This is a genomic window from Acinetobacter sp. Ac8, from assembly GCF_055392545.1.
On the sequence record NZ_AP043689.1, the window covers coordinates 917,013 to 941,335 of the forward strand.

The 24,323-nt window shown below is 38.0% G+C and carries 21 protein-coding genes; 9 read left to right on the forward strand and 12 right to left on the reverse strand.

The window, feature by feature from the left end:
• Positions 1–150: 150 nt before the first annotated feature.
• Complete coding sequence (locus tag ACZ5QH_RS04315) at positions 151–1,638, reverse strand: long-chain fatty acid transporter (RefSeq protein ID WP_303577147.1); 1,488 nt, start codon at positions 1,636–1,638, stop codon at positions 151–153.
• Between the two features lie 344 nt (positions 1,639–1,982).
• Here ACZ5QH_RS04315 and ACZ5QH_RS04320 point away from each other — a divergent pair, with 344 nt between their 5' ends.
• Positions 1,983–2,975, forward strand: coding sequence for an NAD(P)H-quinone oxidoreductase (locus ACZ5QH_RS04320; RefSeq protein ID WP_239046367.1), 993 nt, complete (start codon positions 1,983–1,985; stop codon positions 2,973–2,975).
• Between the two features lie 106 nt (positions 2,976–3,081).
• Here the strand turns inward: ACZ5QH_RS04320 and ACZ5QH_RS04325 are convergent, their stop codons facing one another.
• Positions 3,082–4,092, reverse strand: coding sequence for a zinc-binding alcohol dehydrogenase family protein (locus tag ACZ5QH_RS04325; protein ID WP_303577091.1), 1,011 nt, complete (start codon positions 4,090–4,092; stop codon positions 3,082–3,084).
• Between the two features lie 107 nt (positions 4,093–4,199).
• Positions 4,200–4,475, reverse strand: a complete 276-nt coding sequence (locus ACZ5QH_RS04330; RefSeq protein WP_303577092.1) for a hypothetical protein — start codon at positions 4,473–4,475, stop codon at positions 4,200–4,202.
• A 127-nt stretch (positions 4,476–4,602) separates the two neighbouring features.
• Between ACZ5QH_RS04330 and ACZ5QH_RS04335 the strand changes: the two genes are divergently transcribed.
• Positions 4,603–5,103 carry a hypothetical protein gene (locus ACZ5QH_RS04335; protein ID WP_004819381.1) on the forward strand — a complete coding sequence of 167 codons (501 nt, stop codon included), beginning with the start codon at positions 4,603–4,605 and terminating at the stop codon, positions 5,101–5,103.
• Between the two features lie 100 nt (positions 5,104–5,203).
• Here ACZ5QH_RS04335 and ACZ5QH_RS04340 read toward each other — a convergent pair whose 3' ends face one another.
• From ACZ5QH_RS04340 to ACZ5QH_RS04350, 3 genes are all read right to left on the reverse strand, one after another.
• Positions 5,204–6,544, reverse strand: a complete 1,341-nt coding sequence (locus tag ACZ5QH_RS04340) for a CitMHS family transporter (protein ID WP_034611001.1) — start codon at positions 6,542–6,544, stop codon at positions 5,204–5,206.
• Between the two features lie 395 nt (positions 6,545–6,939).
• The gene (gene paeA, locus ACZ5QH_RS04345) at positions 6,940–8,268 is read right to left on the reverse strand and encodes a polyamine export protein PaeA (RefSeq protein WP_303577093.1); all 1,329 of its coding nucleotides are present in this window, start codon (positions 8,266–8,268) and stop codon (positions 6,940–6,942) included.
• Between the two features lie 128 nt (positions 8,269–8,396).
• A complete protein-coding gene (locus tag ACZ5QH_RS04350) occupies positions 8,397–9,386 on the reverse strand; it encodes a LysR family transcriptional regulator (RefSeq protein WP_004722769.1) in 990 nt (329 codons plus the stop codon).
• Positions 9,387–10,011: 625 nt separating this feature from the next.
• Between ACZ5QH_RS04350 and ACZ5QH_RS04355 the strand changes: the two genes are divergently transcribed.
• Positions 10,012–11,616 (forward strand): isocitrate lyase, encoded by a 1,605-nt coding sequence (locus ACZ5QH_RS04355; RefSeq protein ID WP_004722767.1) that lies wholly within the window; start codon positions 10,012–10,014, stop codon positions 11,614–11,616.
• A gap of 357 nt (positions 11,617–11,973) precedes the next feature.
• Here ACZ5QH_RS04355 and ACZ5QH_RS04360 read toward each other — a convergent pair whose 3' ends face one another.
• The 6 genes from ACZ5QH_RS04360 to ACZ5QH_RS04385 all read right to left on the reverse strand — a co-directional run bounded on the left by ACZ5QH_RS04360 (position 11,974) and on the right by ACZ5QH_RS04385 (position 16,504).
• Entirely contained in the window at positions 11,974–12,261 is a 288-nt protein-coding gene (locus tag ACZ5QH_RS04360; protein WP_004722766.1) for a PA4642 family protein, read from the reverse strand.
• Positions 12,262–12,483: 222 nt separating this feature from the next.
• Complete coding sequence (gene minE / locus ACZ5QH_RS04365; RefSeq protein ID WP_004722763.1) at positions 12,484–12,756, reverse strand: cell division topological specificity factor MinE; 273 nt, start codon at positions 12,754–12,756, stop codon at positions 12,484–12,486.
• A 2-nt stretch (positions 12,757–12,758) separates the two neighbouring features.
• Positions 12,759–13,571, reverse strand: coding sequence for a septum site-determining protein MinD (gene minD / locus ACZ5QH_RS04370; protein WP_004722761.1), 813 nt, complete (start codon positions 13,569–13,571; stop codon positions 12,759–12,761).
• Positions 13,572–13,637: 66 nt separating this feature from the next.
• Positions 13,638–14,357: a septum site-determining protein MinC gene (gene minC, locus ACZ5QH_RS04375; RefSeq protein ID WP_004819387.1), complete on the reverse strand. Its 720-nt coding sequence runs from the start codon at positions 14,355–14,357 to the stop codon at positions 13,638–13,640.
• Between the two features lie 140 nt (positions 14,358–14,497).
• Entirely contained in the window at positions 14,498–15,550 is a 1,053-nt protein-coding gene (locus ACZ5QH_RS04380; protein ID WP_004819389.1) for a hypothetical protein, read from the reverse strand.
• Positions 15,551–15,586: 36 nt separating this feature from the next.
• The gene (locus ACZ5QH_RS04385) at positions 15,587–16,504 is read right to left on the reverse strand and encodes an acyltransferase (RefSeq protein ID WP_004722754.1); all 918 of its coding nucleotides are present in this window, start codon (positions 16,502–16,504) and stop codon (positions 15,587–15,589) included.
• Positions 16,505–16,886: 382 nt separating this feature from the next.
• Between ACZ5QH_RS04385 and ACZ5QH_RS04390 the strand changes: the two genes are divergently transcribed.
• The 6 genes from ACZ5QH_RS04390 to ACZ5QH_RS04415 all read left to right on the forward strand — a co-directional run bounded on the left by ACZ5QH_RS04390 (position 16,887) and on the right by ACZ5QH_RS04415 (position 24,177).
• Entirely contained in the window at positions 16,887–17,537 is a 651-nt protein-coding gene (locus ACZ5QH_RS04390) for a YiaD family glycine zipper/OmpA-like lipoprotein (protein ID WP_004722751.1), read from the forward strand.
• Between the two features lie 451 nt (positions 17,538–17,988).
• A complete protein-coding gene (locus tag ACZ5QH_RS04395; RefSeq protein WP_004722749.1) occupies positions 17,989–20,028 on the forward strand; it encodes a UvrD-helicase domain-containing protein in 2,040 nt (679 codons plus the stop codon).
• Between the two features lie 101 nt (positions 20,029–20,129).
• Positions 20,130–20,582: a dUTP diphosphatase gene (gene dut, locus ACZ5QH_RS04400; RefSeq protein WP_004722748.1), complete on the forward strand. Its 453-nt coding sequence runs from the start codon at positions 20,130–20,132 to the stop codon at positions 20,580–20,582.
• A 230-nt stretch (positions 20,583–20,812) separates the two neighbouring features.
• Complete coding sequence (locus tag ACZ5QH_RS04405) at positions 20,813–22,252, forward strand: phosphomannomutase/phosphoglucomutase (protein ID WP_303577094.1); 1,440 nt, start codon at positions 20,813–20,815, stop codon at positions 22,250–22,252.
• Positions 22,253–22,310: 58 nt separating this feature from the next.
• Positions 22,311–23,216 (forward strand): acetylglutamate kinase, encoded by a 906-nt coding sequence (gene argB / locus ACZ5QH_RS04410; RefSeq protein ID WP_224964865.1) that lies wholly within the window; start codon positions 22,311–22,313, stop codon positions 23,214–23,216.
• A 175-nt stretch (positions 23,217–23,391) separates the two neighbouring features.
• Positions 23,392–24,177 (forward strand): GNAT family N-acetyltransferase, encoded by a 786-nt coding sequence (locus tag ACZ5QH_RS04415; protein WP_004819394.1) that lies wholly within the window; start codon positions 23,392–23,394, stop codon positions 24,175–24,177.
• The last annotated feature ends 146 nt before the right edge of the window (positions 24,178–24,323 follow it).

Below are 24,323 nucleotides of genomic sequence, written 5' to 3' on the forward strand. Positions count from 1 at the left end.
TAAAACTAATTTGTGTTTGAATATTATCAGGGTAAAATTAAATTAGCAAACAAAAAATGATCAATATGGTTTTTTGATGTTTAAAAATGGCAATAAAAAAGCATGTAAATCGTTAAGAATTACATGCTTACTTGTCAAAAATATAATCAATTAAAAGCGATAACCTATTTTTAAACCATAAGCGAGCGCATGGTTATCTGTAAAATCAGCAACATAGCTTGTTTTACCTGCCTGTGAAGCGATTTGCCCTTCAGCATCACCTAACCAAAAATATTTAACACCACCAGCAATAAAGGTCTGAGCTGTAGGGCTAAATTGAGCACCAATACCCACATTCCAATAACCTTCAGTTGGTCCAAGTGCTGTAACTGGATTTCCTGCACCAGAGTCCCAGCCTACAGAAACATTAGCCATCCATTGCTCGGTAAGTTTACGTCCTACACCAACATTGGCAGACCATTGATCTTTAGAATACGACAATAAATCAAAACCATTGGGTTGCGCGACAGAAGGCAGCTGTCCGACGATTTTAGAAATTGCACCAAATTGAACGGGCTGAATCCTAAAATTTTTCCAATTTACCCAGCGTACATTGGCAAAAGCAACAGTGTCTTTCATAACACCACTTTGTAAATCTAAATTCACCGATTGAGGTGTGGTGATTTTAGATTCACTCTTGCTACTGGCAATTTTATTTGCCACAGCATCAGAAATGACACCAAGTTTAACCAGTGCGGGTAAGCTTGAGATATTTTCAGTCGTCGCAGTTTCATGGTCAATTTCAGAACGGTAGGTTATAGCAGTTTTGAAGGCAATTTCGGGAATTTGATAAGCAATACCTGCGAGCCAGCCGATACCATTATCTTTTTTCATGGTTGCATCATAACCATTGTATACACTGGTGGCTTGACCTCTTAAATGCAGTTCTCCTTCAATGGTTTGATAAACACCTCCTGCATATAAATTTAAATTTTTCATAGGTTGATAACCAAAAATCATACTGAGACTTTCTGAATCTACTTTAGCTGATGTATTACCTTTACCAAGATAAGCTTTAGTGGCATCGACTTGGTTGCTAATCTCTGCTTTAACGCCAGTATTAATCTGGTTTTTTACCGTTTCATTGGTGTTGTATGCATTAAGCGTTTGATTGTACTTGATTTGACCTTCGGCCGAATTTAAGTTAACCCCTTGAGCTTGCAATGTTAGCGCGACTTTTTGTTCCGAACTTAAAGCAGAAAATTTTTGATCAATCATTGAATTAAGTAATTTTTGATCTAGTATCGTTGTCTTATCATCTGTGACAAAAATATTATTGCCAGCGTATTTTACTTTTGCCCCAAAGGGTTGATCGTATAACAAACCAAATGAAACTTTGTCTGCGATTTGCAATTTGATTGCTGCATTTGGAAAATAGTAGTCATCTCCCATATCTTGAATATTACGACGAGTCGCTGAAACATCTGCTTCTTTACCCGTCACCGTTGGATCTAGTATTGAAATTCCTGCTTCAAAATAATGATTGGGTTGAAGGAATGCAGAAATAGATTGTCCTGATCTATCCATTGCTGCTGCATAGAGTGCTGAACTCGGTATATAAATCGAGAAGAGCGCAAGCAGTACTTTGTTGATTTTCATCATTATCAGCTCCTTGATAATATGTTTTATTGAGATTATTTTTATTTCAAATTATAGGTTGAAGCTTAATCACATACGCTATGATTGGTATGACCATAGCAAAAATACAATTTGAATCAAGTGCTAAACTGGACATTGTGACTAAATGTTTATGTCATTTATGCAAGTCTTTATTTTAAAGCTGTTTTAGCCAGCTTTTAGCTATATAAACAATTGAAAACTATATTTTTGTAAGGATACCCACGCTATTTTGTAGACATTGGTGGCGAAATATTTGCACATGCACTGGTTTATGTTCAAATACAGAAAACATGAAAAGTAATGAATGGAATAGGAAAGAAAGTATGTCTACAAAGAATATGCAACAGGTCATTATTACAGAACCCGGTGGTATAGAAAAACTGGCTTATGAAACGGTAGAAATTCCTCAACCCAAAGCAGATGAAGTTTTGGTTAAAGTCCATGCATTTGGGATTAATCGGCCTGATATTTTACAGCGTCAAGGCTTATATCCTATGCCAAAAGGGGTGACACCTGTTCCCGGTTTGGAAGTTGCTGGAGAAGTGATTGCAGTAGGTGAAAATGTCACTTTATTCACAGTGGGGGATAAGGTTTGTGGATTGACCAACGGTGGTGGTTATGCAGAATATTGTGTCGTGCCAGAATCTCAAACTATTAATATTCCAGAAGCTGTAAGTTTTGTTCAAGCTGCAGCAATACCTGAAACCTTCTTTACTGTATGGGCCAATGTTTTCCAAATGGCGCATGCCAAAGCAGGTGAAACACTATTGGTACATGGTGGCTCAAGTGGTATTGGTACAACCGCGTTAATGTTAGCGCAATCATTCGGTTTGAAAAGCTTTGCAACGGTAGGTTCTGATGAGAAGATTCAAGCCATTCGCCATTTGACCGATGCGATTAATTATAAGACTCAAGACTTTGAACAAGTCATTTATGAAAAGACCCAAAATGAGGGTGTCGATATTATTCTTGATATGGTTGGGGCGCCTTATCTAGATCAAAATCTAAACCTACTTCGTAGAGACGGGCGTTTGGTTTATATCGCATTTTTGGGTGGTGCAAAGGCCAAAGAAGTAAAATTAGGACAGATTATGATGAAACGTCTTACTATTACTGGTTCAACAATGCGTGCGCGTACAACTGCTGAAAAAGCTGAAATTGCCAAAGGTTTGATGGAAAAAGTCGTTCCACTGTGGGCAAAAGGTGAATGTTTGCCCATGATTTATAAAACATTTAAGTTTGATCAGATCCAAGCTGCGCATGCATGTATGGATACTGGTGAGCATATTGGTAAAGTTGTGGTGGAAGTGATTTAAGCTCACGTTGTTATACAAAACTTTAAGCTTTTGCCTTTGTTTATAAATGTGTAAGGCGATTTCAATCTAACTCGTACAGATTGAAGTCGCCATTAAAAATCAGCGATTAAAAGCCTGCTAATACGATCTTACCAATGCTTTTACCTGACTCAATCAATGTATGAGCTTGGGTTATATGTTCAACATTGATTTGACCAAGGTTTTGTCCCAAAGTGGTTTTGATTCTTTGGTCATCAACTAATTTTGAAACTTTATTTAAAATATCACCTTGTCGGCTAAGGTCTTTGGTTTGGAATGTAGAGCGGGTAAACATTGATTCCCAATGAACAGAAACAGACTTAACTTTAAACGGGTTAATGATAAAGTTTTCAGGATCATCAATTAAACCAAAATGGCCTTGGGGTGCAATCAAATTGGCAATGGCTTGTGTATATCGCCCTGTACCATTAATTGAAAAAATATAATGAGGTAGCCCAATATTCAAGTCTAGGATTTGCTGTTCTAATGGTTGGCTATGATCCACAATATAATCTGCGCCAATATCAGTCAGCCATGCTTTAGATTCAGGGCGGGAAGCTGTGGCAATAACAGTAAATTCAGTCAGTACTTTTAACAATTGAACCGTAATAGATCCTACACCACCTGCAGCGCCAATGACTAAAATCACAGGTTTTTCAACTTTGGTGTCTTGGATTTTTAAACGGTCAAATAACATTTCATATGCGGTGAGCGACGTTAATGGTAAGGCTGCGGCTTCTGCATCACTCAATGATTTAGGTTTTAGTCCAACGATACGTTCATCGACCAATTGGAATTCAGCATAAGAACCTTGCCTTTGGTTTGAACCCGCATAAAAAACTTCATCACCCACTTTAAAATTTTGAACTTTTTCTCCGACTGCTTTCACGATCCCAACCGCATCATGACCCAAAATTTTCCAAGTATCATTGTCTGGCGAAGTACGCTGTCGCATTTTGATATCGACTGGATTGATTGAAATGGCTTTGACCTCAATCAGTAAGTCATGACCTGTTGCAACTGGCTGTTCGATTTCGATTTCGGAAAAAACATTGGCTTCTGAAATTGCGAATGGTTTTTTATAAGCAACAGCTTTCATAAGGTTTCACTTTTTATTGGCATATCAAATCAATAGCAAAAAAATCTCAATTAAGAAAGCAAAAAATTGTCAGTTTATGCTTATTGATAAGATTTTATCGAATGGTCTTAATCAAGAAATTTGGACAGTAACAAGCGTATAGGCAAGATAAACAATTGCCAGCATGTGTAAAGCGGCAAGGTCAGCCAATTTCCATGATTCAAGGTGCGGTTAAAAGTTTGTCGTTCCTTTTGATAAACCGCCGGTGTAATTCGGTAAGCAAATACGAATAAAACCACTGCTAGCACAAGGAACAGAAGTCGTGGTTGTTGAGCAAAATAAAAATAGATGAGATACAAGGCGGAATAAAAACTGGTACAAGCGAGTAGGGCTAAAACAGACATTGAAATATCATCCTTTATTATTATTTGATCAGGTCGAGATACATCGCAGTAGAGTAACATTATCTCTGACTTAATTTTAAAATTGTGCGAAAATAGAGTTTCTATTTATTTTTGTTTTAGGACTCCCATGACAGATTCTTCTGCTTCATTAAGTGATATTGAAATTTTAGACATTCTTCAGTCGATGAAATCGGATGAACTGAATGTTGAAGCACAAAAAATCATTCGTGATGGTGGAAAAGCAGGGCGTCAAGAAGCACATAAACAGGCATTGGTTGCTTTACATCAAAGCTTTGAAGACAAACTTGTTGAAGCAGTGACTTTGGCTTTAAATTTAAATGAAGCGCAAGCCAAGAAAATTCGTTATAAGAAAGATCGTGTCCGTATTTTAAAAGCAAAAGGTATCGATTATTTAGCCATTGATGGTGCAGAAACTGCTCAAGTGCTATCGCAAGTTGCTCAAGCGATTATTCGTGAAGATGCCACCGTGACGCGTGACCTGCATAATATTTTTCCTTTCTGGAAAGAAGGCTGGCCAATGGTGCAGTTCGATAGTGCCTATAAAATTTTAGAAGATGACATTTCAATTCATTATCAAGCGTTGCTCGATGTCTTGATTCATCCTTAATTGGATTTGATTGTAAATAAATCATTATTTTAAATAGATGATGATGAAAATAATCTATTTAAAATGAAAAAAAGCCGATATAAATATCGGCTTTTGTCTATTAGTGAAGTGTTGAATAGAGTGGGAATACACCGAGCAGCATGGCTGCAACCAGCATTACTAAACAGGTCAGAATCGCCCATTTAATGGTGAACTTCTGATGCTGTCCAAATTCGATACCAGCCAATCCACATAACAAATAGGTAGAAGGAACTAATGGTGACAGTAAGTGCACAGGTTGGCCGACAATTGAAGCACGTGCCATTTCTACAGGTGTAATACCATAATGACTTGCTGCTTCTGAAAGGATCGGTAACACCCCATAATAGAAAGCATCATTCGACATAAAGAAGGTCAAAGGCATACTAATCACAGCAGTAATTGGTGCTAAGAAAGGCCCCATACTTTGTGGAATAATCGCCACCAATTCTTTCGACATCGCATCAACCATGCCTGTCCCTGAAAGAATCCCAGTAAAAATCCCTGCGGCAAAAATAATACCCACAACGTTTAGGGCACTGCCTGCATGATGGGCAACCAAAGATTTTTGCATATCGACATCTTTATAGTTCACCACCAATGCAATACAAAGCGCGATCATAAATAAGATCGGTAAAGGCAACACACCTTTCACCAAACAGATCATCAGTACAACGGTTAATAAGCCATTGAACCATCTTAAATGTGCACGATTTGCTTCTGGGTTCGTTGAAATTTGAATGTCATCACCATGACTAACATCAAGTTCAATAATACCTAAGCGTTTACGTTCCATACGGCCATACATAAAACCGACAAAGTATAGCCAAAGAATAGCAACCAACATTGGTAGAACCATAGGCACAAAGATTTCACTCGCCTCTACATGCAGCGCACTTGCAGCACGTGCCGTTGGTCCACCCCAAGGGGTAAGGTTCATGATCCCACTTGCCAGCATCATTAAACACGCCATAATCAGCGGGCTCATACCTAATTTTTTATAGAGCGGAAGCATTGCTGCCACACAAATCATGTAGGTGGTTGAACCATCACCATCAAGAGAGACGATGAGTGTCAGGGTAATGGTACCAATTACGACTTTAAGTGGATCACCTTTGACCAGCTTTAAGATGAACTTTACAGAAGGATCAAACAATCCCGTGTCAATCATGATGGCAAAATAGAGAATTGCAAAAAGTAGCATTACGCCTGTTGGTGCAAGTTTTTTCACACCGTCAAGCATCATTTCACCGAGCTGTTTGATTTCTAAATGCCCAAGGCTATCGAAATAGAAGCTAAGACCGTAAGCGATTAATGCAAATAAAATTGGAATAAGTGTGAGTGCTGCAAGCGCAGTCATTCGTCTAGACATGATTAAGTACATAAAGCACAAAATCATGCCCAAACCTAATACGGTTAGCATAGTTCGATCCTTGAATGAGACTTTTTTAACAGAAGTCTTTTAGTTTTTTAAGCAGAAGCATGCTAATAGTTATTTGATTAAATTAAAATATCCTTGTAGAAATACTGAATTCAGTACTATTTTTTAAATAAATAGAGTATTCAAAACAGATATTTAAAAATGAATATTATTTTTGCACCAAAATGGTTGCAAAATATAAGATATTGATTTTTAAATATATTATTTTTTTGGTTTTTAAAAATTGAGTTCATGTTAATTTTCATATTTTTAAAATTTATAAATCAAAAGCCCATAATCTAATCAAAGACGCTCTGGGACTTTTAATATTGAAGTACTGCTTTGCATAAAAAAAGCTTAGCAAGGTGATTGCTAAGCTTTAAATACGCTAAAGAAACTTACTGTGAAGAATCTTCTGAGCTCAATGGTTCTGCTTTTTCAAGTAATCGAGTGACTAGTAGCTGGTCAATTTTAAAATGATCTACATCGACCACTTCAAATTTATAACCACCAAAAATCACCGTGTCAGCTGGTTTGGGAATTTTTCTTAACTGATACATCATAAAACCCGCCAGTGTTTCATAGTTTTCTTCATCTGGCATTTCATCAATGGCTAAGGCATGCTTCATGTCTTCAATTGGGGTACTCCCATCGATCAACCATGAGTTGTTATCCCGTTTAATGATTTGTAGCTCTTCATCCATTGGTGTAACCCAGTCGCCCATCACAGTGATCATGATATCTGACAGGGTAATAACACCAACCACAAGCGCGTATTCATTAAATACCACCGCAAATTTTTCTTTGCTTGAGCGGAAGCGGTCAAGAAGTTCAGAAAGGGTCAATGAGTCAGGAATGGTTAATACTGTACGAATAGTTGATTCGTGCAGCTGATTAATTTTTTGATTATTGAGAATCCGTACCAAAATATCTTTGGCATCTACATAGCCAATCACTTGGTCAATGGTTTCGTTACAAACCAGGAACTTAGAATAAGGGTATTCAGCCAGTTTTTGGCGGATACTTTCTTCTGGTTCTTTTAAAGTAAAAAACACCACATTTTCACGTGGGGTCATACTAGATGGAACATTACGTTCTTCAAGTTCAAATACATTTTCAATAAAGTGATGTTCTTGCTTTTGTAAAACACCTGCCTGAGCACCTGCATCCATCACCGCTGAAATATCATCAAAGGTAATGTTGTCTTCACGTGTTGTATTGACTTTAAACAAGCGGAACAACAAATTAGCCACCGCATTGATAAACCAAGCTAAAGGTTTACAAACCACGATAAAGATCTGGATGGGATTAATGACTGAAACCGCAATTTTTTCCGGTGCAATCATTGCCATACGTTTTGGCATTAAATCGGCAAAAAGAATAAACAGTGAAGTGACTAAAGTAAATGAGAGGACAAAGCTAATGGTTTCCGTCCAATTTCCGACATAGAAACGCGAGACAAATTCAAGAAAATAAGGGCGAAAGGCACCTTCACCTAAAATACCGCCAAGAATAGCAACAGCATTTAAACCGATTTGGGATGCGGCAAAGAAATCGGCAGAGTTTTGCTGTAAGTCTAGGACTTTTTGTGCTCGCTCATCGCCAGATTCGGCAAGAATTTTCAGTTTAACTTTACGCGCACCTGCAAGGGCGATTTCAGTTAAAGATAAAAAACCAGCTCCTGCGATGAGGACAGCGATGATTAGGATATTCTGGAACAGGCTCACGAATCCACCTATGGATCATCATTATTATGAGATATTTTTAACACATAAAAGGGGGTGGTAGTGAGTAACACACTACCGATCTGGAATTAGTATAAGCTTGAAATGATAAGAATTTAAGAAAATTCCTATTAATATTGAGAAAAATGCGAATTATTTTGCATAAATTCACGATTTTCTTCTTCAATCATTTGACGTGCAACATAAAGAATCAATTGGCGTAACCAACGATGTGCAGGATGATGATGAAGTAACGGGCACCATGCCATTTTTAATTCAAATTCTGGAATATAAAAAGGCGGATCTTTAATGAGTAAATTTTGGCTTTTGGCTTGTAAACGGGCGATACGGGTTGGTAATGTTGCAATCAAATCGACATTTGAAGCCAACAATGCTGGCATTTGATAATGACGAGTAAAGACTGAAATTTTACGCTTTTGACCAATTCGCTCTAAAGCTTGATCAATCCAACCCAATCCTGCTTGTTTCTCAGGATTCACACCAAAACCGACCCCCATACCTGTTTTTGATACCCAGATATGTTGCGCATCTAAATAACTTTTAAGATTTAAATTACTCGAAGCGGGATGTTTGTTATTGAGTAGGCAAGAGAAACTGTCACGCCATACCAAAACTTGGTGAAAGCTTTGTGGGATTTCATTAAAACGGTTAATGGCTAAATCAACTTTACCTTGTTCCATGTCACGATATGACACGTCACTTGGTGTTAAAAAGTCGAGTACAACATTCGGTGCTTCTGAGCGCAACGCTTTGACTAGACGAGGAACAAGTGTCGCTTCGGCATAATCAGAGGTCATAATACGGAATACACGGTTTGAAGTATAAGGTCGGAACTCAGTACGAGGTTCCAAAATCATCGATAAATCAGACAGTGCGTCACGGATGCGGGGTTGTAATTCTAAAGCACGTTCTGTTGGTGTCATACCTTCAGAAGAACGAATTAAAAGAGGGTCATTAAATAAATTACGAAGACGACGTAAAATATTACTCATTGCGGGTTGGGTAACACCAAGCTGTTCAGCAGCACGAGTCACATTTTTTTCACGTAAAAGAACGTCAAGGTAAATTAAGAGGTTGAGATCGACCCGCTCCAGATTCATAAAAAAAATACCGAAAATAAAATTTAGAAATCACAGGGGATTATGCCATAAGGAAATGCTTTTGTGTAAAAAGTAGATAAAAAAACAGCAGGCGATTTATTGTTATAGAAGGATCAAGATTTATTGTCTTGGTTTTAAATTGAGATGCATGCTTGAATAAATCCTAATCTCCTCATTATACCTCAAGACCAGCAGATTTTTGAGCAACAGCATTGTTTCTCAATGGATGAATTCGGCGATTATACTTTGTGTGATTATTGATCATTTAGGGTGTTTTTATATCAAAAAAATCCAGTTCTGGTTTTTTTGTTACAAGCTCAGACTTAAGTCTAATAGCGATAAAATCAGTAAATTGTCTGCTATTTAAGCAAAAAATAGATGAGTGGATTTTGTATAAGATTTTATAAATTAAAGGTTTAGAGATTTCTTATATAATTATAATACGACTTTGATCTACATATTTTTTAAATAAATACTGAAAATTAACTCAGAATATTGGATTAATTTGAGGAGTCAATCTAAGCTAAGACCATAACAACGAAGTGTTCTAAATCTGTACAAACAAATACCGAGTGGATTTAGCTCTTCGATTGATGAAATCCTAATATTATTACAGGAACATATCATGACTACATACCAAACAGCGATTGATGCAATCCGTGAATTAAAAGCAAAATTCGGAAGCACATGGCGCGATATTAGCCCAGAAGATGCTGCGCGTATGCAAATGCAAAACCAATTCAAAACTGGTTTAGATATCGCTAAATATACAGCTGCGATCATGCGTCGTGATATGGCTGAATATGATGCTGACTCTAGTAAATACACTCAATCTTTAGGTTGCTGGCATGGTTTCATTGCACAACAAAAAATGATTGCGAACAAAAAATATTTCGGTACTACAAGCAAACGTTATATCTACCTTTCTGGTTGGATGGTTGCTGCACTTCGTTCAGAATTCGGTCCACTTCCTGACCAATCTATGCACGAAAAAACTTCTGTACCTGCTTTAATCGCTGAAATCTATACATTCTTACGTCAAGCTGATGCGAAAGAACTTAACGATTTATTCCGTGCACTTAAAAAAGCAAACGAAGCTGGTGATACTGCTAAAGCTGCTGAAATCACTGCTCAAATCGACGGTTTCCAAACTCACGTTGTGCCAATTATTGCGGACATCGATGCTGGTTTCGGTAACGAAGAAGCGACTTATTTACTTGCACGTAAGATGATCGAAGCTGGTGCTTGTGCACTACAAATCGAAAACCAAGTATCTGATGCTAAACAATGTGGTCACCAAGCTGGTAAAGTAACAGTTCCACATGAAGACTTTATCTCTAAAATCCATGCATTACGTTATGCATTCTTAGAAATGGGTCTTGATGACGGTATCATCGTTGCACGTACTGACTCTGAAGGCGCTGACTTGACTCAAAAAATCCCAGTGGTTAAAGAGCCAGGTGATATTGCTTCTCAATATATCAGCTACTTAGACACAACTGAAATTGATATTGCTGATGCTCAAGAAGATGAAATCTTGATTAAACGTGATGGTAAATTACACCGTCCTAAGCGTTTAGCTTCTGGCTTATATCAGTTCCGTGAAGGTACTCAAATTGACCGTGTTGTACTTGACTGCGTGTCTAGCTTACAAAACGGTGCAGATCTTCTTTGGATCGAAACTGCGACTCCAAACGTTGAAGAAATTGCACACATGGTTAACCGTGTACGTGAAACAGTTCCAAATGCGAAGCTTGTTTATAACAACAGCCCATCATTCAACTGGACTTTAAACTTCCGTCAACAAGCTTACGATCGTTGGGTTGCTGAAGGTAAAGACGTTTCTGCTTATGACCGTGCTAAATTAATGAGCGCTGAGTACGATGCTTCTGAATTGGCTGCTGATGCTGACTCGAAAATCCGTACATTCCAAGCAGATGCTTCTCGTGAAGCTGGTGTATTCCATCACTTGATTACACTTCCGACTTACCATACTGCTGCGCTTTCTACTCATGAGCTTGCACAAGGTTACTTCGGTACTGAAGGTATGTTGGCTTATGTTGCTGGCGTACAACGTAAAGAAATCCGTGGTGGTATCGCTTGTGTTAAACACCAAGCAATGGCGGGTTCTGACATCGGTGATGATCACAAAGAAATCTTCTCTGGTGACAATGCACTTAAAGCGCATGATGATGCTAAAAACACAATGAACCAATTCGCTGCTCACTAAGCACTGACTTGATTCGAAGAACCCAGCGTAAGCTGGGTTTTTTTATGGCAGTTGATAAGTTAACTGTAGGATTTAGTTTACACAGCATATTGTTGTTTGAATTAAATCGAGATTGGATGATGTTAAAACATCGTTAAAGACTGAATCACATAGCGGATTTTAGAAAAGTTTATTCATGTTGATGTGTATAAGTATTTAAACCATTGTATTCAATAGTGATGACTCTACGTTAGAGAGCCTTGAGATATACATTGAGAAAAAGAGGGTTATATAAAATAAAAATGCCCAATGAAATTCATCAGGCATTTACTGATTAACAATATTGAGTTGTATCGTGTTATTCGCGTATTTTAGTCGTTAAGCAAACTTTGCCAATACGTCTAAGAAACCTTCTTTTTGACGCGGATATTCTGCGATCACATCATGAATACGTTGACCTTCAGGATTGGTTGCATTGATGTCTCGGCCATCAGCAACAAACTTGGTCAACAAACGCTCATAGTCAAATGGGCGCATATGTTTAAATGCGTGGTAAAGTACATGAAAATCTGTATTGGTACCTTCAGGAGGAAGTTGATCTAAGTAGGCAAATACACGCTCGTCTGACCATTCTTCATTGAACGTTGCTGGCTGTGAAAGTGCCATAACAGCATCTCCTCAAAATAAAATAATTCTAAATCAAATGATTGATTTGCAGCATTATATAAACCTTATTGAGCTTTTGTTTAATAAGGATAAATACAATATTTAGCTGAAAAAAATCTAAAATAAAAAGGGCAAAATATATTGCATGAGTAAAAGCAATGCTTTTTGACTCTGCCCTATATTTTGCCCTGAATCAATTCACTTGACTAATCAATAATGAAATTATCGTTCTTCAGGTAAATTGATATTCATTTCCAACATTTCAATGTTGGCTTCAGAACGAACTTGCATTTGAATATGCTGTTCATCCACACCACGGACATAACGATTAACCACTTGCATGATTTCTTTCTTCATTTGGTCAATCTTGTCTTGGCTTAAACGTTTGCCCAAACCGTTTTCAGAAGCAACAATAACTTTTAAGCGGTCTTTAGCAGTTTGGGCGCTAGATGGTTTGTCATCATTGCTAAAAAGTTTACTCCAAAATCCTGCCATTTCTACGCTCCAAATAACCGTGCTAACCAACCCTTAGGTTTCACTGTAATATGTCGATAAGGACGTTCCTCACCCAAGAAACGCGCAACTAAATCATCATATGCTTGCCCAGCAGATGCTTCTTGGTAAAGAATGACAGGTTTACCTTCATTCGATGCCTGAAGTACGCTAGGGCACTCTGGAATGACGCCTAAAGTTGGTACACGTAAGATATCTTTTGAGATATCATCAATGGTCAACATTTCTTGTTTATCGGCACGTTCAGGGTTAAAACGCGTAATACATAAATGCTTACGAACACGCCCTTCGTTGTTTTCTACTTTTTTCGTCTTGCTGTCGAGCATACCAATAATACGGTCTGAATCTCGAACAGAAGAGATTTCTGGGTTTGTTACAATAATTGCTTCATCTGCATGATACATGGCTAAAATCGCGCCACGCTCAATCCCCGCAGGTGAGTCACAAATAATATAATCGAACTCTTGCGAAAGCTCATCGATTACACGAGCAACACCATCATCGCTCAACGCATCTTTATCACGGGTTTGTGATGCAGGTAAAATATAAAGATTTTCAATATCTTTATCACGAATCAAGGCTTGTTGTAAGCGTGCTTCGTTATTAATGACATTAACAAAATCATACACCACGCGGCGTTCACAGCCCATGATCAAATCTAAATTACGCAAACCCACATCGAAATCAATCACAACAGTTTTATGACCACGTAGGGCTAATCCTGTTGCAAAAGATGCACTCGTCGTAGTTTTACCTACGCCACCTTTGCCTGATGTAACGACAACAATTTTGGCCACCGAATCCACTCCTGTTATGGTCATTTTACCCGATTAAACGAGTTTTATATGGTGTTAATTTATACCTTAAAATTGCAAAGCTTCAAACACTAGCTCTTGCTGGTCATTCAAGTAAATATGTACAGCCTTTTTAATGACATCTTGAGGAATGTCATCTGCCACACAATATGTTCCTGCAATAGAAACCAATTCGGCTTCTAGTGAATGACAAAAAATTCTTGCAATGGTGTTACCACCTGCACCTGCAATGACTCTACCACGAACACTGCCATAGATATGTATATTTCCTGAAGCAATCACTTCCGAACCACTGTTAATACCAGCATTCAGTATGATGTCCCCATGATCTTGAACCAGACATTGTCCAGTTCTTAAAATTTCATCATGATATGAGGTTACATGACTCAATGTTTTAGGCGCATCTACGCTTGCATTTGGTGTTGCTACAGCGGGTGCTTTTACTGGTGTTTCAACCACTTGTTCTTTCGTCGGTTTAATCCGTTGCAAAGGACGATCGGCAGGCAAGACTGGGAATTGAATTGCACGTGCTTGATCACCCAATAAACCATCAATCACAGCCATAGGCTGTAAATCTAGACTGATAATGAGTTGAATCAGGGCAATAAGCTCTTGTTCAACTGTGGTATCAATAATGACCAAAGCCCCTTGATAAGAGGTTTCACTCATCATTGACGTTAATTGCTGGCGGATGGCATCATGATCATTAGTATCGAAGGTTAATCGGGTAAAATTAACCATTCTGCCTGTAATCCGTATATCAGCCATAATTATTCCTTAAAAGGCGTGTGACCTAAATTTTTCTATCTAAGCGTCAAAAATTGTGAAATAGGGCAAATGCTAGAACATATTGAATGATTTCTCTAGCAAAGATACAAATATTTTCAATGAATTGCTTATTCTTTGAATCACTCATCTTTTACTTGATCATTTTTTTCTAATTCAAGCTGCCATTGTTTTACTTTCACTTGCTTCCTTAACGATTCTAAACTTTCATAGACTACAGATTCAACTAGTTCTTCAAGCTTCTGATTTTCAATATTTAACTGGCTTAATTTGGTTGAAATCAGTTGATAGGTCGCGTTTGGATTGTGTAAATTGCCTTCAGTGAAAGGTTCCACCAATCCTTGGGTAATATTCTCACCTAACTGTTGCCCAATATTTTGAATCTGATTTTCAATCATACTGCCTGCAATTGGGATCATGCGCAATAATTGAGTCAATTGCGGAGTGTCTTCAATGGCTTGACGTACAATCTGTCCAACATTATGGCTAATCACATGACTTTGTGCTTTTAATTCAGTGGCTAAAGACTCTTGTAAGACTTCCGCTAAGGTTTGTGCAAAACGCTCTCTATGATGGTCAATCAAATCATGAATGATTTTCTTATGACTTGAACTGGTGTCTAATTCATGTTTGATTCCGTCAATGACTGTAATAACCACGCGGTCAGACAATTCTTCCATTACCACCCGATAATAAAACAGCACACGTTTTAGAATGTTGTCGGGAATGACCTTATAACCTAACTCATGAAAATGGTAAGCAATAATACCGACCCGAATTAAACGTAAAAAACGTAAATAAGGAATAATTGCTAAAATTTCATACCAGTGAATAAATGGAAAGAAAAACCAACGCGCATGGTGTTTGTTGATGATTGCGATGAGCCAGCGAATGCCCAATTCAACAATCAAAAAGGTAATAAACCAGCTTTCGGTTTTAATCACCCAAGGGTGCAGATCGGTTTTGTAATATTGTAAAACTTGCGGTAAATGAATTTCATTGAAAAGCCAATCACCAAAATTACTCATTAAAAAAGCATTGGCACATAAACAGAATAAGTTAAAGATGATAATAAACATCATAAAGATGTCATAACCAAAAGCGATCCACCATCCTCGTGACATATCGTTTTTCGTTTCTGTACTATTTTCGAGTGGTGGAACTTGCTCTGTCATATCCATCCTATTCTGTGGTTTTTCTTCAATTGAAAGTTAGTGGTTATATTTTTGTTTTATGGTGCTAATCAGTTGATCTTTTTCAGTCCATAAATCATCAACCCAGTTTTGAAAGCGTTCGCGATATTCTGCATCATCTTCATAATTGCCGCCCAGTACCCATTCAGGAATCTCAATTTTACGCATATTGACTGCAATTCGAGGGACTTCGCCTAACCAAAACTCGCCATAACCAGGTGCACCATCTGGATACACAATGGTCATATCCACCAGTGCATCAATCTTATCACCTAAGATACTTAAAGCGAGTGCGAGTCCACCAGCCTTAGGTTTAAGTAAATTGGTAAAAGGTGATTGTTGTTGAGCATGTTTTTCTGGGGTAAAGCGAGTTCCTTCAAGATAGTTGAGTAGCGTAAAAGGCTGGCTTAATAACTGCTCACAGGCTTTACGTGCTTCTTCCATATCACGTGTTTTGAGTTCAGGATTTTTTGCAATCTGCTCTTTTGTATGGCGTTTCATCATCGGAAAGCCCAGAATCTTAAAGGCTTGCCCGACAAACGGTATAAAGATCAGTTCCCATTTGGTGAAAAAGCGGGTGAGAGGCATGCGTGTTAGGCCAAAATATTGGTTTACGGTGGTATCGACCCAACTTTGATGATTACAGGTCATTAAATAACGACCTTGCATATTTAAATCCAAGTTTTCATCAACGGTAATGTCCCATTGTGTTTCTGGAAGAACATGATCAATCAACCAATTATTGACGCTTAACCAACTATTGGTGATGTTGATATTGGTTTCATCCACCTTTTTTGACTTTTTAAATAATTTGGTCAAGCCTAAAGCTAAAACAGGCGGGCCGTGAAAAAAAGTACTACCAGTAATCACTGAGCCAACGGTTAAACCTTTCGTAATTTTTTTTAAAATAGGTTGCTTCTGCTGTTGAGATGACATAGAACAGTCCTAATGATTTATTGTGAGTGCCAGTTCAAGCGACTAGGATATTTTTTACTATCACGTTGCGGCCTTGGAAAATCATGTTAGTCTTGATTTAGCATAACTAGATTTCGGATTTGCTGCCTCGTATTCGCTCAAAAATATACATCGTTGTAAACATAGACGAATTGTCCACAGACTCTAAATATAGTCGTTACAATGCAATTTAAAAAGACACATTTAATGACTATGTATAAATTATGATGATCACTTTTGTAAATTTCATTGTAAATATTACAAAATGTAAAAAAATACGTGATTGTTAACAAAACGCCTATAGTGGTGCTTTGTTTTTTATACCAAAATTAAGCTAACAAAAAACACAACTTGGAGGCATGCAATGCGTGCACTATTAATTACAACACTTACAGCAGGGGCTTTAGTACTTTCTGGCTGTCAAACAACTGGTAATAACATCGGTGGTATGGAGTACGACAAATCTGCTATTGGTGGTTTGATCGGTGCAGCAGCGGGCTATGGTTTGTCTCGTGGTAATGCAAACTCATCTGCACAAAACAATCGTGCAGCAGCAATTGGTGCGCTTTTAGGTGCGGGTACTGGTCTTTATTTAGACAATAAAGAAAAGAAATTACGCCAACAAATGCAGGGTACTGGTGTAGAAGTTAACCGTAATCCAGATGGTTCTGTTGCGTTAATTATGCCTGGTAGCATTACGTTTGATACTAACAAATCAACAATTAAGCCGAACTTCTACGGTACTTTAAATAAAGTTGCTCAAACTTTAATGGAAGATAACAAGAGTGTAATTCTTGTTACGGGTTATACAGATAATACGGGTAATGATTCAATCAATATTCCATTGTCTCAAAACCGTGCGTATTCAGTTGCAAACTACCTTAAAGGTAAAGGTGTAGCGAGCCGTATTGATACTCAAGGTTATGGCTCACAAAACCCAATCGCAGATAACTCAACTGCTGCGGGTCGTGAACAGAACCGTCGTGTTGAAATCAGCATTTATGCAGCAAACTAATATCCGACAAACTAAGAAATCGTAACAAGAGTAACGCATTTCTTAGTTGAAGGTATTGAGTTTAAAGCATTGAAAAGGAGTCATGGTTCGCTATGATTCCTTTTTTTATGCTCCAAATTTTTATTTAAACCGCATCAACCAGTTCAAGGTTGCGTTTCAGATTTTTTATCATTAAAACCAGCGTTGATGCTATAAAGGTCTCTCTTCTTGCTGCTATTTGCTAGCCGTTATGATGGCTTTTGGTTATGCTTTCGCCACTTGATCACCAGCCAACTGAATAACAACAACTCATAACAAAATAGAGTATTGAAATAAGAAGGTTTGAAACTAAAGCAGAATTTAACTGAAATTATTTTTATCTGGTTTTTATATTGGAAAAATTCAAATTAAGCATTTTGCAACTCTACTTTAGATGACTATAATCGAGCTCGAAGTTTTTAGAGGATGAACAATGTCGAAAGCAAGTCAACTGAATGACAAGCAACTTGAAGCCATGAAATATACTCAAGGACCCTTGTTAGTACTTGCAGGGGCGGGTTCAGGTAAAACCTCAGTAATTACAAGAAAAATTGCGTATTTGGTCCAGCAGTGTGGGATTCCTGCGCATCGAATTACCGCAATGACCTTTACCAATAAAGCTGCACGTGAAATGAAAGAACGTGTCGGTAAGCTATTGGGCAAAGAAGAGGGCAAAGGGCTTTCGGTTTCAACCTTCCATACCTTTGGTTTAAATTTATTAAGAATTGAGCTGAAAAATACCCCACTTAAAAATAATTTCTCAATCCTTGATGCCGATGACTGTAAGCGTATTCTTATGGACTTGATGCATCGTGATAATTTATCGGGTGCTGAAAGCAAAGAATTGATTGCTAAAGCCATGAAAAAGATTTCAGATTGGAAAAATGATTTGATTGTGCCTGAGCAAGCACATACGACTTGTGAAACACCAGAAGATGTGCAGTTTGCCCACTTGTATCAATTATATGAGCGAAATTTACGGGCTTATAATGCTGTAGATTTTGATGATCTGATCGTAATGCCAACACGTCTCTTACAAGACAATGCTGAAGTTCGTGATCGCTGGCAAAACCGGGTTCGCTATCTACTTGTGGATGAGTATCAAGATACCAATACCGCGCAATATATTTTGGTAAAATTATTGGTCGGTGTGATGGGGCAGTTCACCGCTGTAGGCGATGATGACCAATCCATTTATGCATGGCGTGGTGCAAAGCCTGAAAATATGGCATTGCTCAAAGAAGATTTTCGTAATTTAAAAGTGATTAAGCTGGAGCAAAACTACCGCTCTACCAGTCGTATTTTAAAAGCCGCGAACCATGTCATTGAAAATAACCCACACATTTTTGATAAAAAGTTGTGGAGTGATAAAGGCCATGGTGAAGTCATTCGAATCATCACCTGTCGTAATGATGATGATGAATCTGAACGCGTAGTAAAAGACCTGCTCACGCATAAATTGATGAATGGTAAAAACTGGAAAGATTATGCGGTGTTGTATCGCGGAAATTTCCAAGCACGTGTATTGGAAACTCAGCTACGTCAAATGCAGATTCCATACAAGCTCTCTGGTGGTCAATCTTTCTTTGGTCGTGCAGAAATTAAAGATGTGATGAGCTATTTGCGTATCATCATCAACCCTGAAGATGACAGTGCTTTCCTTCGTATTATCAATACGCCTAAACGTGCAATTGGCCCTGTAACACTTGAAAAGTTAGGTCTTTTTGCCCAAGAAAATCATTTATCACTGTTGGCTGCGGCAAGTGATCAACGCTTAACTATGGTAATGCCGAAAAAGGCCACCACACAATTGGCTGAGTTTGCTGGCTTTATCAATGATTTCACTCGTGAATTGTTAGATGACGATGAACCTGTTCCTAAAATTCGTCAAATGATGAATGATGCAGGCTATATCGATTATTTACGTGAAACTGCGGCAACGCCTGCACAAGAAAAAACCAAGATTGATAATGTGGAGATGCTCTATACCAGTATTCAAAGCTTAATCAATCGTGCTGAAGATGTAGATGAAAAGAACATTGAAAGTGTGATTCGTAAAATGGTGTTGCTGGATATGCTTGAGCAACAGCAGGAAGATGAAGACACCGATAAGGTCAACCTGCTGACATTACATGCATCTAAAGGTCTGGAATTTCCATTTGTTTATATTATGGGCTTAGAAGAAGAGCTTCTGCCACATAAGAACTCCATTGCCGCTGAAACGATCGAAGAAGAACGCCGTTTAATGTATGTGGGTATTACCCGTGCACAACAAGGCTTAACCTTAACTTTGGCTGAGCAGCGTAAAAATGGTGGGCAAATGAAACAAATGACCCCAAGCCGCTTCTTAGATGAATTACCACAAGATGAGTTGGATTGGTTAGGGCGTAAGAAAAAATTAGCTGAAAATGTTGATCCTAAACAACAGGCACAGCAATATTTACAAAACTTAAAAGCGTTATTAAAACGTTAATTTTTTAAATCAGTTCTTTTATTTTTCTTTCGATTTGCTTTTAAACAGATCGAAAGACATAGAAGAACCTTTAACAGCTTTATTTAATCAAGGATTTCAATATGAAAGTTCAAGTAAAAGTACTTGATCAACGTTTAGGTCAAGAATGGCCAATGCCAACATATGCAACAACAGGTTCAGCGGGTTTGGACTTACGTGCATGTGTAGAAGAAGCGATTCAAATTGAACCTGGTCAAACTGTGTTGGTTAAAACAGGTATGGCCATTTATATTGAAGATACTAATTTTGCTGGTCTGGTTTTACCACGTTCGGGCTTGGGCCATAAGCATGGGATCGTATTGGGCAACTTGGTGGGCTTAATTGATTCAGATTATCAAGGCGAATTGATGGTTTCAGTTTGGAATCGTGGTCAAACCACCTTTACTTTAGAACCAGGTGAGCGTTTAGCTCAGTATGTATTGGTGCCTGTAGTTCAAGCGCAATTTGATATTGTAAGTGAATTTGAAGCGACTGAACGTGGTGCTGGTGGTTTTGGTCACACTGGGAAGAACTAAGTTTTTCTCATCATTTTTAAAGCCTGATTTATCAGGCTTTTTTAATGTTATATTGAATTGTAACAAAAAGTATGTATAACGCTGTATATAAAATTGAATATATTATCAAGAGTTTTTTAGTATATTGCATTTGACCCGATATAAATATTCTCATATAAATGAATTGCTTGCTTATCATTAGAGCGATAAAGCTGACGAAATAAAGGGTTAAGCAAATAGAAGTTTTGCTTATGAAAAAGATGAATGATTTTCCTTTTCAAATTTTCCGCGCTTATGATATTCGTGGAAAAGTTGAAATGATGCCACCTGAATTGATTCAGGCAATCGCATATGCTTTAGTTGATCAACTGATTGAAAAGGGTCAATCAAAAATTACCTTGGGATACGATGCTCGATTAAGCAGTCCTGCGTATGCTCAAATTATCAAACAGGTATTTCAAAATAAAGACATTGAAGTCACTGAAATAGGTTGTTGTGCTACACCACAATTGTACTTTGCCGCAAGAAATACGCAGGGCAATGGCATCATGGTCACAGCCAGTCATAATCCAAAAACCGACAATGGTATTAAATGGATTATGCAGTTTGAGCCACCGTCTCCTGAAATGATTCAAAACATAGGCATTCAAGCAAAAAATTATCTGCAAAGTGAACAGTTGTCATGGATTGATGCAGAATCTGTGATTCCAAGCGCGACTCATCAAATTAAATCTGAATTTTGTCTGTCCTATCAGTCTGCGTTATTAAAAGATATTCAGTTAACCCGACCACTCAAAGTCGTGATTGATGGCTTAAATGGTTCAGCAGGCTATTGTGCCAATCTTGTTTTAAAAAAATTGGGTTGTGAGGTGGTTGCATTACGCTGTAATGCTGATGGAAACTTCCCCGACCATGCACCGGATCCTTCACAAGCCACACATTTAGAATTATTACGACAAAATGTAGTTAATCATCAGGCAGACATTGGTATTGCTTTAGATGGTGATGGCGATCGTGTGGTTCTATTGGATGAAAATGCCCATATTATTTCAGCGGATCGGCTTTTAGCATTGTTTGCCCAAATGTGTTTAAAAGATCATCCACAGCATGAAATTGTATTTGATGTGAAATGTTCATCTATGGTACGTCAAGTGGTTGAACGTTTGGGCGGTCGAGCCAAGATGATTCGGACTGGTAGTAGTTTTTTACGCAAATACATGTCGCAATCAAAAGGCCAAGCTGTCTTTGGTGGTGAGTACGCAGGTCATTATGTATTTAATGATGGGCGTGGACTTGGTTATGACGATGGTCTATATGCGGCTTTACGTGTGATGGAATACTTATGTTGTTTTCCTCAAGCAACATTGTCTGAAATCTTAGCCTGTTATCCTGACCGTTTTTATACTGAAGATACTTATATCAGTACCCATCGAACTGATCCGAAAATTGTTTTGAATGAGATTGAAGAGCTCAGTCAACAATTTGGTGCCGAGCTGAGTAAAATTGATGGTGTTCGCCTTGATTTTGAGCATGGTTTTGGCATTATTCGGGCATCAAATACAGGTGAATATTTTACCGTACGTTTTGATGCAGATTGTCCAAATTGTTTAAATGAAATTCGTCAGACATTTGCGTCTATGCTCAGTGATCGTTATCCTATGATCGCCCAAGATATTCTACAGGCACACTGATTTCTTGCATCATCCATATTCATCAGTCTAATTCCTACAGCTCACTAAGGAGAGGCGAATGCCACATCAGCATACTGGCATCGACAAAGCGCAAATATTGACAGAGGCTTTGCCATATATTCAACGATTTTCAGGTAAAACACTCGTTGTAAAATATGGTGGCAATGCAATGACTGATCCTGATTTGGAAAGCTCATTTGCTCGCGATATCGTTTTACTCAAAACTGTAGGTTTAAATCCGATTGTCGTACATGGTGGTGGTCCACAAGTAGATTCATTGCTTAAACAGTTGGGCCGTGAGTCTGATCGTATTGATGGAATGCGGGTAACGGATCCTGCAACCATGGAAGTGGTCGAGATGGTTTTAGGCGGCAGCGTCAATAAATCTATCGTTAATCTGATTAATCAGCATGGTGGACGTGCCATTGGTTTAACGGGTAAAGACGGTAATTTATTGCGTGCTCAAAAGCTCTTGATGGAAAAGACACTTGCAGATGGTACAGTCACGCAAATTGACTTAGGTCTAGTTGGGGAAGTGACTGGGGTTAAAACTGACGTTTTAGAAATGTTTACCCAAAGTGATTTTATTCCTGTGATTGCGCCTTTAGGTGTAGATGAAGACGGTCAAACTTATAATATCAATGCAGACTTGGTCGCAGGTAAAGTGGCAGAAGCTTTGGGCGCGGAAAAATTGATTCTATTGACCAATATATCAGGTGTTTTAGATGAAAATAAAAACCTCCTGACTGGTCTTAGTACTCAAGAAGTCGATCGTCTCATTGAAACTGGGGTGATTTACGGGGGCATGATTCCTAAAGTGGGTTGTGCCTTAGATGCGGTTAAAGGTGGGGTTGTGAGTGCGCACATTGTAGATGGGCGGGTACCTCATGCAACACTCTTAGAAATCTTTACCGATCATGGTGTAGGAACCTTAATTACCAATCGGGCCAAGCCTCAGAAATAATTTTTAATCAGTACATTATTTTTTTAAAATGCCAGTGTGAAAACATTGGCTTTTTTATTTTGCCGATTTTATTTCAAATTCACCATTCATAGCGTGTTTTTAAACGGTCATTTTTTCGTCATATAAGTGTCATCGGGATTGCCTAGTGTAAGTAAAAGCTCAAGGAGTCGAAAATATGTTCGCAAAATTAAATCAGTATCGTCAGAACTTCCAGAACTTAAATTTACCCTTACCAAAACCTAAAAAAGCACAATCACAATATAAATTTGAATGGGTTGAAGACCTGAAACAACTCAAAGAAGTACAAAAATTTCGTGCAGTACAATTCGCAGATCAGTTTGGAATTACATTTGAAAATGGATTAGATCAAGATTTATATGACCTTGATTGTGAGCATGCGGTATTACGTGATAAATGGAGCAATGAGATTGTTGCCTATACACGCCTGAAGTTGATTCAGGGGCATGAGCTTGCACGTAGTTATAGCGCACAAGAATTTGATGTTTCTCAACTTTCACATCTATCCAATATTGTGGAAATAGGCCGTACTTGTGTACATCCGCGTTATCGTAATGGACGTGCATTGTCGATGTTGTGGTTAAATTTGGTTCCGACAGTACTGTGGAAAATGAAGGCAAAACACTTAATGGGATGTGTCAGCATTCGTTTGGAAGACAATAAGGCACGTGCTTACTATACACATCAGCATTTGAAGAAAATGACTGCCAAACAGTCAATTGATATAAAGGCAAATCTCGCTTTTGAACCAAGTCATCCAGAGTATAGCTTTCCACAAGATGAACGAATTCCAAAGTTGTTTGATGTCTATTTGAAAATGAATGCGCGTTTATCGAAACAGGCATATCACGATGAAGCATTTAATTGTTTAGATTATTTTGTCTTTTTAGATGTCAATGAAATTGCCAAAAATTTTGTTTTAAACAAAATGGTTAATCGCTGAGTGTCCGAAAAATAAGGGGACTTAGAGTTTGATCCGCGAATAAGTACCCAATTATTCTGCTGATCTATGTTAAGTCATTGGTCTAATATGCATCTGTTTGCAGTTATTTTCAGTTATTGAGATTTGCAAGCAGATGCGTAGTCATG

Coding starts and splice junctions, on each gene's coding strand:
- ACZ5QH_RS04330 (WP_303577092.1), bottom strand. CDS start 4,475: ATGTCTGTTTTAGCCCTACTCGCTTGTACCAGTTTTTATTCCGCCTTG.
- dut (WP_004722748.1), top strand. CDS start 20,130: ATGAAAGTTCAAGTAAAAGTACTTGATCAACGTTTAGGTCAAGAATGG.
- ACZ5QH_RS04380 (WP_004819389.1), bottom strand. CDS start 15,550: ATGACAGAGCAAGTTCCACCACTCGAAAATAGTACAGAAACGAAAAAC.
- ACZ5QH_RS04340 (WP_034611001.1), bottom strand. CDS start 6,544: ATGCTAACCGTATTAGGTTTGGGCATGATTTTGTGCTTTATGTACTTA.
- ACZ5QH_RS04335 (WP_004819381.1), top strand. CDS start 4,603: ATGACAGATTCTTCTGCTTCATTAAGTGATATTGAAATTTTAGACATT.
- minE (WP_004722763.1), bottom strand. CDS start 12,756: ATGGCAGGATTTTGGAGTAAACTTTTTAGCAATGATGACAAACCATCT.
- ACZ5QH_RS04395 (WP_004722749.1), top strand. CDS start 17,989: ATGTCGAAAGCAAGTCAACTGAATGACAAGCAACTTGAAGCCATGAAA.
- ACZ5QH_RS04315 (WP_303577147.1), bottom strand. CDS start 1,638: ATGAAAATCAACAAAGTACTGCTTGCGCTCTTCTCGATTTATATACCG.
- ACZ5QH_RS04360 (WP_004722766.1), bottom strand. CDS start 12,261: ATGGCACTTTCACAGCCAGCAACGTTCAATGAAGAATGGTCAGACGAG.
- ACZ5QH_RS04385 (WP_004722754.1), bottom strand. CDS start 16,504: ATGTCATCTCAACAGCAGAAGCAACCTATTTTAAAAAAAATTACGAAA.
- ACZ5QH_RS04405 (WP_303577094.1), top strand. CDS start 20,813: ATGAAAAAGATGAATGATTTTCCTTTTCAAATTTTCCGCGCTTATGAT.
- minC (WP_004819387.1), bottom strand. CDS start 14,357: ATGGCTGATATACGGATTACAGGCAGAATGGTTAATTTTACCCGATTA.
- ACZ5QH_RS04415 (WP_004819394.1), top strand. CDS start 23,392: ATGTTCGCAAAATTAAATCAGTATCGTCAGAACTTCCAGAACTTAAAT.
- argB (WP_224964865.1), top strand. CDS start 22,311: ATGCCACATCAGCATACTGGCATCGACAAAGCGCAAATATTGACAGAG.
- ACZ5QH_RS04390 (WP_004722751.1), top strand. CDS start 16,887: ATGCGTGCACTATTAATTACAACACTTACAGCAGGGGCTTTAGTACTT.
- ACZ5QH_RS04325 (WP_303577091.1), bottom strand. CDS start 4,092: ATGAAAGCTGTTGCTTATAAAAAACCATTCGCAATTTCAGAAGCCAAT.
- ACZ5QH_RS04350 (WP_004722769.1), bottom strand. CDS start 9,386: ATGAATCTGGAGCGGGTCGATCTCAACCTCTTAATTTACCTTGACGTT.
- ACZ5QH_RS04320 (WP_239046367.1), top strand. CDS start 1,983: ATGTCTACAAAGAATATGCAACAGGTCATTATTACAGAACCCGGTGGT.
- ACZ5QH_RS04355 (WP_004722767.1), top strand. CDS start 10,012: ATGACTACATACCAAACAGCGATTGATGCAATCCGTGAATTAAAAGCA.